Annotated in this window: 20 protein-coding genes; all 20 read right to left on the reverse strand. The window is 37.8% G+C overall.

The annotated features are described in order from the left end of the window. Window positions 1–6 precede the first annotated feature (6 nt). Window positions 7–615 (reverse strand): DNA transfer protein, encoded by a 609-nt coding sequence (locus ArsFIN_RS13940; protein ID WP_135677521.1) that lies wholly within the window; start codon window positions 613–615, stop codon window positions 7–9. Continuing rightward, on the reverse strand, window positions 593–1,060 hold the full coding sequence (locus ArsFIN_RS13945) for a DUF2824 family protein (protein ID WP_135677864.1): 468 nt from the start codon (window positions 1,058–1,060) through the stop codon (window positions 593–595). The genes ArsFIN_RS13940 and ArsFIN_RS13945 overlap by 23 nt, the downstream gene beginning before the upstream one ends. Continuing rightward, window positions 1,060–1,710, reverse strand: a complete 651-nt coding sequence (locus tag ArsFIN_RS13950; RefSeq protein ID WP_135677866.1) for a phage tail protein — start codon at window positions 1,708–1,710, stop codon at window positions 1,060–1,062. Before ArsFIN_RS13950 ends, ArsFIN_RS13945 begins: the two co-directional genes overlap by 1 nt. Continuing rightward, a complete protein-coding gene (locus ArsFIN_RS13955; protein WP_135677868.1) occupies window positions 1,710–3,116 on the reverse strand; it encodes a packaged DNA stabilization protein in 1,407 nt (468 codons plus the stop codon). The genes ArsFIN_RS13950 and ArsFIN_RS13955 overlap by 1 nt, the downstream gene beginning before the upstream one ends. After that, window positions 3,088–3,567, reverse strand: a complete 480-nt coding sequence (locus ArsFIN_RS13960) for a packaged DNA stabilization gp4 family protein (protein WP_026823758.1) — start codon at window positions 3,565–3,567, stop codon at window positions 3,088–3,090. The genes ArsFIN_RS13955 and ArsFIN_RS13960 overlap by 29 nt, the downstream gene beginning before the upstream one ends. Beyond that, window positions 3,548–3,730: a hypothetical protein gene (locus tag ArsFIN_RS13965; RefSeq protein WP_026823759.1), complete on the reverse strand. Its 183-nt coding sequence runs from the start codon at window positions 3,728–3,730 to the stop codon at window positions 3,548–3,550. Before ArsFIN_RS13965 ends, ArsFIN_RS13960 begins: the two co-directional genes overlap by 20 nt. A gap of 54 nt (window positions 3,731–3,784) precedes the next feature. After that, window positions 3,785–5,056: a P22 phage major capsid protein family protein gene (locus ArsFIN_RS13970; RefSeq protein ID WP_026823760.1), complete on the reverse strand. Its 1,272-nt coding sequence runs from the start codon at window positions 5,054–5,056 to the stop codon at window positions 3,785–3,787. Window positions 5,057–5,068: 12 nt separating this feature from the next. Beyond that, window positions 5,069–5,947, reverse strand: coding sequence for a phage capsid scaffolding protein (locus tag ArsFIN_RS13975; protein ID WP_026823761.1), 879 nt, complete (start codon window positions 5,945–5,947; stop codon window positions 5,069–5,071). A gap of 40 nt (window positions 5,948–5,987) precedes the next feature. Then, complete coding sequence (locus ArsFIN_RS13980; protein ID WP_026823762.1) at window positions 5,988–8,159, reverse strand: portal protein; 2,172 nt, start codon at window positions 8,157–8,159, stop codon at window positions 5,988–5,990. Between the two features lie 2 nt (window positions 8,160–8,161). Next, window positions 8,162–9,601 (reverse strand): PBSX family phage terminase large subunit, encoded by a 1,440-nt coding sequence (locus ArsFIN_RS13985; RefSeq protein WP_246067241.1) that lies wholly within the window; start codon window positions 9,599–9,601, stop codon window positions 8,162–8,164. Then, window positions 9,585–9,995, reverse strand: coding sequence for a DNA-packaging protein (locus tag ArsFIN_RS13990; RefSeq protein ID WP_026823764.1), 411 nt, complete (start codon window positions 9,993–9,995; stop codon window positions 9,585–9,587). The genes ArsFIN_RS13985 and ArsFIN_RS13990 overlap by 17 nt, the downstream gene beginning before the upstream one ends. A 16-nt stretch (window positions 9,996–10,011) precedes the next feature. Next, window positions 10,012–10,236 carry a DUF2560 family protein gene (locus tag ArsFIN_RS13995; protein ID WP_026823765.1) on the reverse strand — a complete coding sequence of 75 codons (225 nt, stop codon included), beginning with the start codon at window positions 10,234–10,236 and terminating at the stop codon, window positions 10,012–10,014. 18 nt (window positions 10,237–10,254) lie between these two features. Then, window positions 10,255–10,458: a hypothetical protein gene (locus ArsFIN_RS14000; RefSeq protein ID WP_135677870.1), complete on the reverse strand. Its 204-nt coding sequence runs from the start codon at window positions 10,456–10,458 to the stop codon at window positions 10,255–10,257. Between the two features lie 32 nt (window positions 10,459–10,490). Next, window positions 10,491–10,883: a hypothetical protein gene (locus tag ArsFIN_RS14005; protein WP_135677872.1), complete on the reverse strand. Its 393-nt coding sequence runs from the start codon at window positions 10,881–10,883 to the stop codon at window positions 10,491–10,493. 4 nt (window positions 10,884–10,887) lie between these two features. After that, a complete protein-coding gene (locus ArsFIN_RS14010) occupies window positions 10,888–11,421 on the reverse strand; it encodes a KilA-N domain-containing protein (protein WP_135677875.1) in 534 nt (177 codons plus the stop codon). 316 nt (window positions 11,422–11,737) lie between these two features. Then, complete coding sequence (locus ArsFIN_RS14015; protein WP_135677877.1) at window positions 11,738–12,187, reverse strand: lysis protein; 450 nt, start codon at window positions 12,185–12,187, stop codon at window positions 11,738–11,740. Continuing rightward, window positions 12,157–12,639: a lysozyme gene (locus ArsFIN_RS14020; RefSeq protein WP_135677879.1), complete on the reverse strand. Its 483-nt coding sequence runs from the start codon at window positions 12,637–12,639 to the stop codon at window positions 12,157–12,159. The genes ArsFIN_RS14015 and ArsFIN_RS14020 overlap by 31 nt, the downstream gene beginning before the upstream one ends. Continuing rightward, the gene (locus ArsFIN_RS14025) at window positions 12,599–12,841 is read right to left on the reverse strand and encodes a phage holin family protein (RefSeq protein ID WP_135677882.1); all 243 of its coding nucleotides are present in this window, start codon (window positions 12,839–12,841) and stop codon (window positions 12,599–12,601) included. Before ArsFIN_RS14025 ends, ArsFIN_RS14020 begins: the two co-directional genes overlap by 41 nt. A 265-nt stretch (window positions 12,842–13,106) precedes the next feature. Next, window positions 13,107–13,373, reverse strand: coding sequence for a hypothetical protein (locus ArsFIN_RS14030; RefSeq protein WP_135677884.1), 267 nt, complete (start codon window positions 13,371–13,373; stop codon window positions 13,107–13,109). Between the two features lie 141 nt (window positions 13,374–13,514). Beyond that, window positions 13,515–14,006 (reverse strand): antiterminator Q family protein, encoded by a 492-nt coding sequence (locus tag ArsFIN_RS14035; protein ID WP_135677886.1) that lies wholly within the window; start codon window positions 14,004–14,006, stop codon window positions 13,515–13,517. Window positions 14,007–14,012 lie beyond the last annotated feature (6 nt).

Genomic DNA, 14,012 nt, shown 5'->3' on the forward strand with positions numbered 1-14,012 from the left:
CTCCAATTAAAATAAACTACCCAATGCACCTAAACCACCCCCAATTACGGCGCCCCATGGGCCACCAATACTTGCCCCTGTTGCAGCTCCTGCCATGCCACCTCCTAATGCTTTCTGCCATCCAGAAGGACTGCTTGCCGAAGCTGCATTTGCTGCACCGATATTCTGTAATAATTGACCCACATTGTTCGCATAATTTTGACCAGCAGAAGTCTGGCCTGTTGCTGCATTCATCCCAATGCCAACCAGATTACCGTAATTTTGTAATTGATTAGATAAAAAATTCTGACCTAATGCTGGAGCAATTGTTGCTAATTGATTTCCTACTGCTGTTGAACCTAAACCACCGGTTGCCTCTGCGGCATTTAGGCTTTGATATCTAGCTTGACTAGCTAAATCATTAAATTGTTGAGAGTTGTAAAAATTATTTAATGCTTGTGTTTGACCTTCTGGTGAGATTAAATTTTGCAATTGACTTAAAGCTGGTGCTCCAACCCCCATATACGGTGCCAAATTTTGCATTACACGATTCCATTGCTCTCTTTGTAGGTCTATTGCTTCACGTGATGCTCTGGCTTGTTCTTTAGCGCCATTATCTCCACCGCCTCCACCCATTTTCTAATTCCTCTTTTGTTACCTGATACATTGTCATATCTATTTGTTGATTACCTGCGGTTAATGCATTGTCAATCACACCAACTCTTCGCATGTTCATTAACTTGCAAATTACTTTTCCCCAAGGCGTTTTTTCAGGAACATAAGTAATAACGGTTGAAAAATTGAGATTATCCATCAACCATTTTGAAAAAAATCGGGTTGCTTTCAAAGCATATTTGCCACGGAAACCAGGATCAAACACTGGATGAACTTCAATTAACTTATTGCGAATAAACTCTATTGAAAAAAATCCAACCAGCAGTAATCCTTCATAAACACCGACATAAAGTTGATTATTTTTTAATTGATAATCACCGTTATCTTCCATGGCATAACCAATCTTAGATTTATCAGAAAAAAATCGATAAAACTGTTCAATATTTTCGATAACTTTGATTTCCATTAATCAATTAATCCATGTGAACGTAAAGCATCTTCTAATGCTTTAATGCGTTGACGCGTGGCTATTAATGCATTTGCCAGAGTTTGAATTTCAGATTGGTTGTAATCTTCCCCGATTGAGAATGACTGATCGACGTTGAAATCTGACTTTAAAGATGTTCCAGTTGCAGCGGTAAAGCCAGTAACTCGATTTCCTATGACTTTTGTGCCATTAACAGAATAAGACAAAGTTACATCTAAAGAAGATGATAAAGATTGCTGTTCTTTTTTACTTAAAGATACATAATCGACTAGTATTTCTGATACTTTTCCATCAATATCCTGTATCTTTATCTTTAGTCCATCTACATCATTTTCGATATTTAGCACTCTAACTTCAAGACTAGCTAAACTTTCCTCAGTTTTTGTTATTCTTTCTTCATGATTATCGAGAACAATATCTTGTTCTTCATTTTTAATTTGAGCTGCATAAGCCTCATATCCTGCATCATTAGCTCTATTAACTATCTTTCCAATATCTTCTGCACCACTCAAAACGATTCTGCGGTAAGTATCACTGAAATTTTTAGGTAGAATATCTGGAGTTACATATGAAATTTGAACACTAATGGGATTTTCTAAACCAGAGTTAGCATAATATTTATTAGCCATCATTCAATCCTTAGTGATAGATCGGATAAGGTCACCGGTGATTTGGTAATAATGCGGATTTTAAAGCCAATATTTTTTCTCACTCGCCCAATACGTCGCCAGATAATTCTTTTGTCATACTGAAAAGGGGAGTTTTGCTCTATTAGTTGTTCTCTACCGTAATTAATCCCATCTGTTGTTGCAGAGAGAAATAACTTGTCAGCAATCTGAGCAACACCCGTTAAGGCTTCCAATTCAAAATCAAATAATCTTGCATTATCAGCTTTTATCATTGGTGTATAAAGAATATGTTCAGCGTGTTGTTCATATTGATTTGATGCATTGAAAACTAAATGACCAATAACGCCTTCTTTCTTATCACCCACTGTGATTTGATTCCCATAGAACATAAAATCAATAGCACGATAGGGGTCATCATAAAATCCTGATTTAAGTATTGACCATTGATTATTTGCAGCAACATCAAAGCAAAGCGTATGTTTTGGAAGGTGAATAATTAATAACTCATGGTTATCAAATTTAATGGACTCCATGACTGATGTAGATAATTCATCAGCAGAATAATGGCTCATTATTTTATCAATAGTGGCGGTGGATATTTTGTTTTTCTCACCTGAACCTATGATATAAACTGATGGCTGACCAATAGAATGATGACTGATAATGGCATAATTATCCTGATATCCGCATTGGCAATCACGACCCGCAATACCTATCTTGATCATATAAGCTGGTTGAGCAATATAAATAGGCTGTGAAGTATCAGAAGAACCGGTTAATGAAAAGTATTCTATCGTAGAAGAACCAAAACAAATAAGCATATCTCGCCATGATGCCACTGAAACTATCCCATCTGGCTGAGATTCGGCACGATAGAAGGGGCGATATCTATCCGGTTTAGATTCATCTTCCAGATCAGTCACCCCAAATCGTTCACCGCCTTTTTGTAGCCAGATGTAACGCCCCCGATTTCGACAAACATCAATCACTTCGCCTAAATCATATTGCGGGTATTTATCCTTTGGCCAGTTTGATAATGTTTTCTCTTTTCCATCATAGCGATAAAATTTTAATTTCCCTTCAAAACAAACCGCCTGACTATTACCTGAATGTGATAGCGAAACTCTACCCTTACCTGATATATCAGCTATTTCTTTGTCATTAAGATAAAGTTTATTGCCACAGACTCGATAGACAGTGTTGTTTTTTGTATTAAATTGTACACCACGGGATACCCCGTTAACTTCCTGTTTTTTTTCTATTCCAGGGAATGATCTTAAATAACCGGCCGCATTCAGTATCTCTTTGGGTGTTGCCAGCATATTTACTGGCAATGCATCAATATAATCCGCTGTCCTAAAATCTTTGCCAAGACCTTTAGCAATTGGAATCTGTATCTTTGGCATGAAAATTTCTCTCAACATAATAACTATCATTGCTTAATGAGGTATATTTATTACCCTGACCGATAGGCATATCGCCACGCCTTTCTATCGATGGAACATTTAATGTATCCGTTAGAAGCGAATCATAAGATGAATATGCAGATGCTTCTTGCCTTGGAGTTGGTTCAATACCGTAATCAGATAACATTCTTAACATTAATTGATATCCAATAGCATGCTTATATTTGCTTGGAAGACCTGATTCATCATCTGTCGATGGTTTTTCATCTAATGAAAACTGATAACCAAAATCACCAAATTTAATTTGTAACTCAGCCATTAAATCTTCAAGATCATTAATACCATCTTCCATTGAAGGAGGTTCTACTTCTGTTTGAGTTGCATCGGAAGCAATAGCTGCTTTACGCAAGGCAAATAAAACAATATCGCCTTTAGTTAACTGTTTCGTCATCTTTAGCACCTTTATCTTTTTTAGATGCCTTTGGTTTTTTTACTTCATCGACAGATGAAACAAAACCCATTTTTTCGAATACTGATAGATCACTAGCTTTTATAACAGCTTGTACATAACCTATTTCATTGTCTGCCCAATAAAAAATACTCTTTCTTTCCATTTTCGAATTCCAAATAAAAAGGGAGCAAAAGCTCCCTTATTGTTAAAAAGATGGTTAAGGATTACCAAAAAATTGTCCACCCATATGCGGATTAAAACAGACATAAGAAGGTAATAAATCAAATCTCATCATCTGTTTATTTGCATCACCATCGGAATATTTGTGAACACGAATAGAAAAACCTTCATATGTTGCTACTGCTGAATCAAGACTATGCAATTTAGGCAAAGGTATTGTTCCTAAACCACAGAAAAACTTGTTGTAAAACAAATTTGGTTTCATTTGTTGTTTGGATGTACCAATGATGGAGACCTCATCTCCCGCCTTAACTTTTACATCAACAGCATTGTATTGAGCGTTTTTTTCGTCATAAATCGGAACGCCAGACAATTTTACAGTAACATCTCCTGAGCCATTTGAATCAACATCCTCAAGTACAGTTGCTGTAAAACTAATTGCTGTTGATCCATTATATAAAGTTTGCTTGCTTTGCTGATTTAACCAACTAATGGAGGTAAATTTTAGTTGATCACCTGCCTTTAAAAATCCAGTCTTGCTAGGTGTTGCGCCTGTCAATGTTATCGTAAACTGATAGGAATCCTTAACTGAAATATAATCAACTTTAGGATCTGACTTAACCGTTATTGTTCCACCAAAATCACCTTGTTCTCTTGATGCAAGCCCATTAGACATTAACGCCCGAATACCACCAAAATTACCTGATATTTGAGCATTTTCCCATGCTGTACGAACTAATTGATCTGCAGCATGTAAACCAGATTGCGCATCTGCAAGACGTTGTGCAGACCACGGATCCATAACTGCATAATTTTCACCAGTTTTAATGCCAATATCTTTCATAAATGAAGCGGTTTGAGCAACATCAGACCACTTATTTATTGGTGTATTTGGTGAACCTAATGATAAAGCGCCATTATTCATCATAAAATGCGCTAATTCTGTCTCAAGATCGGTTACCATACGTTCATGAATCGGTGATAAAATTTGCTCAAGTTGATTTAACTTTAATGCCTCTTCAATTTGAAGCCATTCCACTGCTACAGTAATGTATTCACCTACACGACCTGTTGCTTTACCAGAAATAAGATTATTTTTATCTTTTCCTGTGATATCACCTGTCTCTGTTCTTTCAGATCTAAATTGATGTGGACGTTTAAAACTAACACTATCACCTGTGCTTGAATTTATTTCTCCAGATAATAATTGCCTGTCAACGGTTTTACACAAAACAAGATCTGACATAAAGCCAGGTAAAAATTTCTTTAAAACAATTTGACTAACATTGGAATCTAAATTATTTGCCATATTTTTATACCATTATTCAATAATTGCACCTGGGCACAATTTGTTAAACTCATCTGATTTAACGTTTCCTGCTCCACCTTTTAGCTCAGGTTCTGGCTTAGATGTTTTTTTAGGTTTAGGTGCCAGTTTTACTTTCTGACTAATTTGACCTAATAGAAACGCTGCACGTATAGGATCATTCTCAGCTATTAACTGCTGGCGTAATTCTTTGTTTTTACCAAGCGCATAGGCGATAAGTTCTGTTCCTTCATCAGCAGCATGAATTAAAATTTCCTGCTGTAATATTGGAACTTCTGAACGTACAACTTCCTCCATCTCCGTATAATCTTTTACAGGTAATTTAGCTGCACGTTGTTGATGAGATTTTAAACGTTGAATAAATCGTTCCTGAATTTCTTGTTGCTGCCTTTGTTGCGCTTGTTTCTTTTGTTCGACATGGCTTTTTTTCTCATGCCAATCTGTAAGTGCTTTTTCATATATCTCTTCATCATAATCACATGATTCCAGCGTAGGTTTAGTAGGAATAACGTCATTATGGTTAACTTGCGGCTGATAAGCATGCTTGGTTGCTAATTCCTCAAGCTGACGCTTCAAGTCGCGATTTTCTTTCTGTGTCTCTTTAAAACCTTTTCTCAGGTCTTTAACCCACTTAGGCGCTGAATTTCCTTCTATTGAGTCATCTTCTTCACTTAGTGATATTTCTTCATCACCAATTTGTAGAGAATAATCTGATTCTAAATCTACTTCCTGATTTTTAGTTTCAACATTTGACTCTTGAATAGTACTGCTGTCACTATCCAGCGTTTGTTTATCTATTATATTTTGCTGTTGTGTTTCCTTATTTTCAGGCATAGTAATAACCTGATTATCGATAGTCAGTTCATTTTCCATTTATTATTCCTTAACTCTGCGAGAAGTTCGCAGGAGACTGTTAACTGTTTTGTGATTGAATTGTTTTAGCAACATCTAAGTTTTGCTTATGTTGCGTATCAGCTGCTTTTAGCATTAACTCGGCATCAGCTCTGGAAGCGTCACCTTGTTCTTTTTGAAATTGATGAAGCATTTTAAGAGCCTCTCTAATTTCTGCTCTCTTATTGCTGTCAGCAGATGCAAGAATCTGGACAACTTTAGCTTCTGCTACTCTAGCTTCAGTCTGAGCCTGAAACGCTTTAACCTGAATAGCAAGTTCTTCGTTTTTTGCTTTTTGAACCTCTGCTTGCCCCTGCATTAACACCCCTTGAGCTGCCACAAGTTCAGCGTTAGGCTGCTGTGATTGCTGTATTGCCTGCGTAACAATTTGCTCTTCTTCGGTATTGCGGGGCTTAATGACACCCTGAGTTAATAACTGTTTGCGGTTATATTCCTTAAATTCGTCAAGTCCTTCTCCATCCATATTATCTAGAATAATTCCTTGGACAACTCCACGCATTGGATCTTGAGGCAACATACCGTTCAGTAGATTAGTTAAAACTGAAACGGTAGCATCACGCCTTGCTGTATAAGATGGGCCTACATCAACAGTGACATCATAACGACCAACTGATAAATCATTCATCGCTATAATGCTCCCTGTCTGCTCATCTCTAATAGCAACTGACATTAATGCTATATCGTCCGTCCCATCTTCATTAACTATTCTAACTTGTCTATCTGATCCATAAACTTCTCTTGCCATCGATAACCAAACTTCTCCCGCCCTTTTGAGACTTTTAGCCATGTTATCTAAATAGATAAATGAAGACATATCTGAACGATTCATCAGATTATTAACTGTTTCTTTTGCTATATTACTCGGCATCTGCTGCATTGCTTGGCTTGATCCAGTGACTTCTTGAATATCATTACTAGTTTGTTGCAATAATGCAGCCATTGATTGACTAAGAGGCTGTGGTTGGGTATAGCCAGCAGGAACAGCAGGCGCAATAACATTACCTTGCTTATCCTTTACTTCTCTCAGCGGTAAGTAAGCTGGTCTTTTTTTATTTCTATCTGCCCAGTGTTTTTCTAAACCCCTAATTTGTTCCATTCCAACAATCGGAATAGAGGCTTGATCTTGCGCTGCCGAGTCTGCAAGCATAGATACCTGTAAGTTATAGAGACGCTGGGCATCCATGGCTTTTGCTATGTGACCTTCTACTCTCTCAATATCATCAATAAACCAGCGTTTACCATAAACAGGAATGAGCGGAATGTGTTCACCAGGTATTAGCTGTTCTTTTTCTAAGAAGTCATCACCGTCAACAACAGAAACATAAACACGTTTACGTTTTATTGTTCTTCTTGCTTCTTCAACAAAACCAATTTCTAACAATTCATCAAAAACTTGTTTAATTTGATCACTATCATATGTAACTATTTCACTAGTGATAGGATTTATAAAGCTGATAACTTCAATAGATTCTTTTTTTACTTCATAGTATTTAGCAATATAAACAATATCATTATCAAACCACTCATAATTCCATAATCTGTCAATTCTGTTATCTAAAGTGGCAGGATCTTTGTTGTATTCTGCTTTGTATTTATCAACTGACATTGAATACATGCAAAAAGCCCACGTTGCATCAGACTTATCATACTTTTTAGCGTCTGGATCAAACCAAACGGAACGGGAGGGATCATAAATTGGCTCTATAGATATCCGCTGCCTTTCATCAGTTGGATCAAGTTCATTAATTAAACTAGTAGTTAACCTAAAACATCCAAATCCACCTGTCGCTGCATCATCGAAGGCATTATCACATGCCTCACCACCGTCGGTTTCTTCATAATCAGCGCGAAATAAACCATTTAATTTGCTTGATAGTTCTTCACTAGCCTCTTTATCGCCAGGCCTGAATTTAACCGTAATCCGATTATTTCGATATTCACTAATAATCCGATTGAGCTCAGTAGCGATTTTGTTGATTTCAAACTTCGGATACTTCTCGAAATGATCGCTTATTTTTGTGCCTGATACTGTAGCGCCTTCCCATTGCCCACCAGGAACTCTGGCAAACCTTGTCGCTTCTATACATTTTTCTCTTACATATTTCTGCGATGAATCTGCACGGTCGAACCTGAGCATTATGAGCTCATGTTTTTTTTGTAATGTTTCAGCCATAATTACCAACTGGAAGATGAGGGGACAATTATTTCGGTGTCTTCTTTTATACGGAAAGGATTAGCAAATGACATCATTAGTGTATCAGCCATATTGGGTGATTTTATTCCTTTTGATCTCATTTCCTCTTTACTAATCAACTGAATTAATCGATTACCAGGTGTGCGTTTTCGTTGTTGTTTTACTAATTCAGATTTAAGTTGTGATAATTTATCTATTTTTGATGATAGACTTATCAGTTCCTCAGGATCAATATATTCTTTCTTTTCAACTGCACACCACGTTTTATAAAATCTATCTGCTAAATAAACCCAATATTGAGCTCGTTTATTTCTAAACGTATCGCGGTTAGTTCTGTCATCATTATTTAAAGATGGAATATATTCTCCATTGCCAGGAACATATATTTCATCAGGATAATCAGGTGAATCTCCAGCACCAAATCCAGTTACAACCATCTTATTACCGTCATTGCTAGATCTTAAATAGGTTTTTACTGTGCCAGCACCTAAGCCAATGTTGTCATAAATAAAATCATCAGCCCGATAGTCAAATGCTTCATCAAATGCCTTTATGGTAGCGTCTGCCACATCACCTTCTGACCAACTTACGCAATCCTCAACAAGAACTCCATATCGTTTTGATAGCGCCTTTTCATCCTGTCCAGAATCAGCGGGATCAAAGGTAATAACACGAATGCCTTTGGGCTTAAATCCTAACTTAATGTGCGCATCAATAGCCGCATCAACCCACTCGGGCTGAATTATCGCATCATCATAATTAGCATCACACTCGCCTCCATAAACATGAAGCCATTTTTTATAGTTATCACGCTTCATTTTCTCTGCATCATTTTTGAGTTCCTCTGGTAACCACGGATTATCTAGATAACTCACTTTGCCAACATACAAGTCATCGTCTTCGTAATAGCCTTTATCATCAATTATGTCCTTGTATGGCTTAACAAAACGCTTATATACAGCACCATCTTCTTCTGCCGGATTAAATGAAAACCATAGCTCAGAACCAGGCTTACGGATTGTTGGAATGAGTATATCAAGACTCTTTTCTGATACTGTTTCTGCTTCTTCTACCCATGCAACATCAAAATCATGCTTTGACTTGATAGAAGCAATATTACGCGCTAGCTGTCCATATTTGAAAATAGAATCATTGATGCCTTTAATGCAATTATCAAGAATACGAAACCGATTTTGTAACCTCAGCGTTTCTATTTCTGCTTGCAAAACAGCGTGTACAGAATCTTCAATTGAATTCATAAACTCACGTAAGCATAAAAACCTACGTTTATTAATAGATGCTGTTATTAATGCTATCTTAGCAAAAGAAACCGTTTTCATGCCGCCACGGCCACCAAAGTAAACTTTTATGCGCTTCGATTTAAACATCGGGGCAAACTTTTCGCTAATTTGCACCTTCACTTTTAGGTATTCCTATAAATTCAATGCTGATTTTGTTGTCCGTCTCAATCGCACCGCCATCTTTACCCGTAAGGGCGGTTTCTTGTTTTTCTGCGTAGCCGTGATTAGATAACATTAACTTAACAATTGTTGGATTGAAATCACCCTTAAGCCCATTATTTATCAGGCTATTTTCTTGGATAGTTTTTATGGCCTCTAACGTGCCCGAAAATTCTTGATTTTCTTTAGCATATTCCTGGGCGGTAGACCTGCTAATACCTAAGTAACAGGCTAGGCCAGCTACACTGGGTACCACATCGCCTACCGTTTTATATTCGCCCATTAAATAGTCTTTGGCCTTGTTAAGACTCACGACTAATTTACTTGGACGTCCAACTTTCTTTTTACTCACCATAAGTTACTCGCCAGATTTACTGGAAAAGGAGTAAAGCCTCTTTCCCTTTTTGAATTGACTTTTGCGCACGGGCAACAGGCGTACTTTCCGCACCGGACTCATGCCATAAATCCCGAAATATCTCAAATTTAAGCTTCTCGTCTTTCACAAAATCGATAGTTATTTGTGCTGCTGCTGTATCAAGTAATACCAACCTTAAAATATCAAGCCGCATTTGTTGTTCTGCGGTAATTTCTTTCATCATTTCACCTGTTTCAAATTAATGTTTATGTTTAGTTGCACTCTTCGCCCATCGTTTAGCCTGATTCAGACAATCTTCTAGCATCTTACCTCTTCTACTCACTGGCTGTTTGCGGTAGTACCGGATAGCTTCACTTGTGGCTAAGCTGGCGACAGAGTTAGAAAAACCGAGCTTCATTAACTCGGCCTTGACATTGGTTTGGATGAATTGTTCAGGGGTCATGCTAATGCTCTACGTTATTCAAATGAGATAAATTATAGGTTTGTACATTCTCTTTCTCGTGGAAGAATAAGCATTCCACTATTATCTTTAACACCAATATCCGAGAGCATATTGCTAAATTCATGAAGCAATGCGTTCATATACTTGATACCACGACGATTTAACTGTGGAACTTTGCCAGCGCAAATTATTGCTCGTGGATCTGCTTTTTCGCTGAATGGTGTCATCAATTTCATATAAAACTTAGCTCTCCATTCCGGCGGTTTTCTGTCCCCAAGATAACCATCAAGCAAAGGCATTAAAAAATGACGACTGACTTCGATATCCCCCGTCTCATAGCGGTAGACAGGGCGACGATTCGTTGCCATCAGGTAATACATATAAGCCTCGGCTACTCGCCAGCAAAAGAATTCATGTGTAGTCATTTAATTAAGCCTCTATCAGTCCAGGTATGGTCATTTGCATTTCTTTGATCAACCTTTTTCTTTCTGATTCAAGCTTATGCTTTTCTCCACCAAGACCCCATTGATTCATAATCTTTGCAGCACTACTTACATTACTTTTTTTATTTTGATAGTGAAGTTCTAATCGATTTGCCTGAGCAAACTTATCTAAATGACCGAGAATCGCCGCACGAAATGTTTGATAAACTTTAACTTCAAATGCAGGAGACAACCAGGCAGCATATCTTAATGCAATCAATTCATGAGACCATGTTCCCTTCTCATTTCCACCATTAAATACAGTAAGTATTTGATTTTGTTCCAGAGTGTTTTTTAGCACTCTGGTCACTTCTTCAACAAATTCCTTAATTCCATCAGATTGTAAGAATTGACTCGGTACTTGCCATTTTTTGGCTAAACCACCTGCAATAGCTGCTTTGTGCAAATCATTAAGGTTATAAGTCCCATGCTCATTGCTGCGAACATGAATATTTTCGATATCAATAACCGAGTATTTCATATGATGCTAACCTTTCAAAAAAGAGACCTCAGCTCACACAGAACGCACAGACCCCGAACGCATCATGATTGACTGACGTTCTCTGAGGTCTATTTTGTGAATTGTCTCGGGTTTATTTGGATGCGCGGTGAGTGCGCGTTGAAATAAGAGGACTCCTTGTCGCTAAGGAGTCCCTAATAATTTAAAAAATTTCTTCAAGTATTAATCGCGGGACAAAATTGTCCTGCGGTGGTTGTAAATAAAAGTGGGCTTAGTCCTGAAATGACCTAGGTGGTCAATTTGACCTCTTGCAATAAAAACAATGAGTTAAATGGTTTTATTGACACTGCGTTTTAATGTACTGCTGTAAATACTCCGTCTGCTTTTCGTTATCAACTATCATTTCTCTGAGACGGAAATAATCTTCTCGAGCTGATGCGCTAAGTTGTGGGCTGGCTTCATCATGTCGGCTCTCGGTGGTAGTGGTTTTGGTTTCACGACACACAGCGTTGACGCGCAACCGCTTAATGCCAGTACGTACAGCATCATGCAGCTTAGCAATTTCCTTTTTGGCATTATTTAATTTCTCAGTCTGTTGAATATCGAGCTGCTGTAAAGCATCAATTTTTTGCTGTTGAAATTTTACCGTTTCAATTTGCGCTTGATATTGCTGTTTTAGCGTCTGATAGTTTTGCTTGACGTTTTGATAACGGGCGTTGATGAAAACGAGTGACAAAACCAATGCAGCAATAATCGCTACGACAAATGCGTAAGGTCGCCATAACATATTACACTCTCTATTTCTCGACGGGTCATTAACCCTTTCCAGACTTCACCTTTCACATAAACCCATCCCTTCATCTCATCACAAGCGCCCGTTCGGTCATTGGCGTTGAGCTTTTTGAGCAATGTAGATTTGGCAAAATTGCCCACACCCACGTTATAAGCAAATGAGTAAAGTGCGGCCTGTGTGAGCGTATTGATATTGACCTTAACCAGCGGGTCAACGTAACGTTTTACCGCTTTTAAATCGTCATCAAGCCATTTATCGCAGTCTTTTTGCGTGTACGTCCGATTACGCTCAATATCCTTACCGGTATGGCCATAGCAAACGGAAAGCACTCCACCACCGTCAAAATACGGCTTAAGTCTCAATCCTTCGAAATGGGTTATCATGTTTGAGGCCAAAAACAACGCACTACCGCCCATTGCCATCAATATTTTTTTCGGTATTTTCATACTGACGTTCTTTGAGTTTGTACTCCTTTTTGCGGTAGTACACGTTGATAAAAAATGTCCCTATCGTGCAGCCGATACCCATCACCGCAACCCACTGGTCAAGGGTTAAAAAATCAAAAATCGTTGTTATAACGCCACCGATGGTCGTCATGATGCCCCACAGATAGGCAGCCGGTGTTGAGTATTTTTCAGACATGCGCATATACCCTCCCACTGAGGGTTCCATTGCTTTAAATTAAAAAAGGGAGACAGCTGCTTTACTTGTTTATGTTGCTGCCTTTTTGAGTATTGCAGTAGCTTATTTTTAACGTTTATTCAAGCTTTTTGGACGGGTAACATAGCCCAAATAGCGTAATGCCCCTCACCGTGCAGCCTGATATGATTAATGGGATAAATTCAGGTTAATTACTTATTTTTTGACACAAATAGATTCAGCACCGTAACGATAGTATCGCCTGTAATATTTTTTAATCAATTACATAGTTCTGGATCTCATTTTCATCGAAAATCGTTCGACGACTAAGAGAATTCAATTCTGCCCAAGCTTTGTATTTATTTCGAGAAATTATCCCTCTTGAATTCTCAAACCAAAGAAATCTATCATTCCGATCAAAAATAGCTCTAGCCAAAGCATAATCTCCGGATGTCAATATTAATATATATTGTTGCTCAATGTTTTTCTTTTTTGGAGGAATCTCAGGTGAATTAAAAGAATTATGTATACTAAATGACATAGTAATTACCTCATTTTACAGTTTGAGTCAGAACCAAAACGAAAAAACCCCGCAAAAAGCGAGGCTCTATGATTTTTTTATACAACTGTATCAGCTTACCTTGAAATTGTTGCTCATTTGCTCATTAAAGTCAAGCCATAATTAGGTAGAATTAATCATTTTATCAACAGTGTTTGGATTTTTCATGACTGTTATTAGCCGATTGTGTATTAAATACACGCTGGCATTGAGAATGTCATTAATCTCCCTTCTGCATGTTATGCGTGATGGCTTTTTCCACCTGCCCCCCGCTCTGGTCATCATCCTTCTGGGTTTCGCTATATTGTGATAATAGGTGGCTATGCTTAATTTTGATTTTCCGTAAACGTAATAACTTAACAGGATCTGGTAGGCTTTTTCATCAATACGCATAACAGCATCAACCACTTGAGAAATGAGCAATCCTTCATCATCGTTACACATTGGCCTGGAAGGTATACCTTCCCCTTTCGCCTTTTGCATGAATCGCCAGATAATATTAAATTGCCATTTATCAAGCTCTCCTGAGCTTACCCAAGCCCCCCATAACTCAAGCCAACCATTTACCCAGTCATACTGTGCTTTTGTTAATTCCAGTGACTTAACCGCTCTCATCTCTCC

It is taken from the genome of Arsenophonus nasoniae, assembly GCF_004768525.1.
GTDB classification, from domain to species: domain Bacteria; phylum Pseudomonadota; class Gammaproteobacteria; order Enterobacterales; family Enterobacteriaceae; genus Arsenophonus; species Arsenophonus nasoniae.

What these genes read in the sequence shown, in the direction of transcription:
- ArsFIN_RS13940 (WP_135677521.1), bottom strand. Translation starts at nt 615, where the DNA reads ATGGGTGGAGGCGGTGGAGATAATGGCGCTAAAGAACAAGCCAGAGCA.
- ArsFIN_RS13945 (WP_135677864.1), bottom strand. Translation starts at nt 1,060, where the DNA reads ATGGAAATCAAAGTTATCGAAAATATTGAACAGTTTTATCGATTTTTT.
- ArsFIN_RS13950 (WP_135677866.1), bottom strand. Translation starts at nt 1,710, where the DNA reads ATGGCTAATAAATATTATGCTAACTCTGGTTTAGAAAATCCCATTAGT.
- ArsFIN_RS13955 (WP_135677868.1), bottom strand. Translation starts at nt 3,116, where the DNA reads ATGCCAAAGATACAGATTCCAATTGCTAAAGGTCTTGGCAAAGATTTT.
- ArsFIN_RS13960 (WP_026823758.1), bottom strand. Translation starts at nt 3,567, where the DNA reads ATGACGAAACAGTTAACTAAAGGCGATATTGTTTTATTTGCCTTGCGT.
- ArsFIN_RS13965 (WP_026823759.1), bottom strand. Translation starts at nt 3,730, where the DNA reads ATGGAAAGAAAGAGTATTTTTTATTGGGCAGACAATGAAATAGGTTAT.
- ArsFIN_RS13970 (WP_026823760.1), bottom strand. Translation starts at nt 5,056, where the DNA reads ATGGCAAATAATTTAGATTCCAATGTTAGTCAAATTGTTTTAAAGAAA.
- ArsFIN_RS13975 (WP_026823761.1), bottom strand. Translation starts at nt 5,947, where the DNA reads ATGGAAAATGAACTGACTATCGATAATCAGGTTATTACTATGCCTGAA.
- ArsFIN_RS13980 (WP_026823762.1), bottom strand. Translation starts at nt 8,159, where the DNA reads ATGGCTGAAACATTACAAAAAAAACATGAGCTCATAATGCTCAGGTTC.
- ArsFIN_RS13990 (WP_026823764.1), bottom strand. Translation starts at nt 9,995, where the DNA reads ATGGTGAGTAAAAAGAAAGTTGGACGTCCAAGTAAATTAGTCGTGAGT.
- ArsFIN_RS13995 (WP_026823765.1), bottom strand. Translation starts at nt 10,236, where the DNA reads ATGAAAGAAATTACCGCAGAACAACAAATGCGGCTTGATATTTTAAGG.
- ArsFIN_RS14000 (WP_135677870.1), bottom strand. Translation starts at nt 10,458, where the DNA reads ATGACCCCTGAACAATTCATCCAAACCAATGTCAAGGCCGAGTTAATG.
- ArsFIN_RS14005 (WP_135677872.1), bottom strand. Translation starts at nt 10,883, where the DNA reads ATGACTACACATGAATTCTTTTGCTGGCGAGTAGCCGAGGCTTATATG.
- ArsFIN_RS14010 (WP_135677875.1), bottom strand. Translation starts at nt 11,421, where the DNA reads ATGAAATACTCGGTTATTGATATCGAAAATATTCATGTTCGCAGCAAT.
- ArsFIN_RS14015 (WP_135677877.1), bottom strand. Translation starts at nt 12,187, where the DNA reads ATGTTATGGCGACCTTACGCATTTGTCGTAGCGATTATTGCTGCATTG.
- ArsFIN_RS14020 (WP_135677879.1), bottom strand. Translation starts at nt 12,639, where the DNA reads ATGAAAATACCGAAAAAAATATTGATGGCAATGGGCGGTAGTGCGTTG.
- ArsFIN_RS14025 (WP_135677882.1), bottom strand. Translation starts at nt 12,841, where the DNA reads ATGCGCATGTCTGAAAAATACTCAACACCGGCTGCCTATCTGTGGGGC.
- ArsFIN_RS14030 (WP_135677884.1), bottom strand. Translation starts at nt 13,373, where the DNA reads ATGTCATTTAGTATACATAATTCTTTTAATTCACCTGAGATTCCTCCA.
- ArsFIN_RS14035 (WP_135677886.1), bottom strand. Translation starts at nt 14,006, where the DNA reads ATGAGAGCGGTTAAGTCACTGGAATTAACAAAAGCACAGTATGACTGG.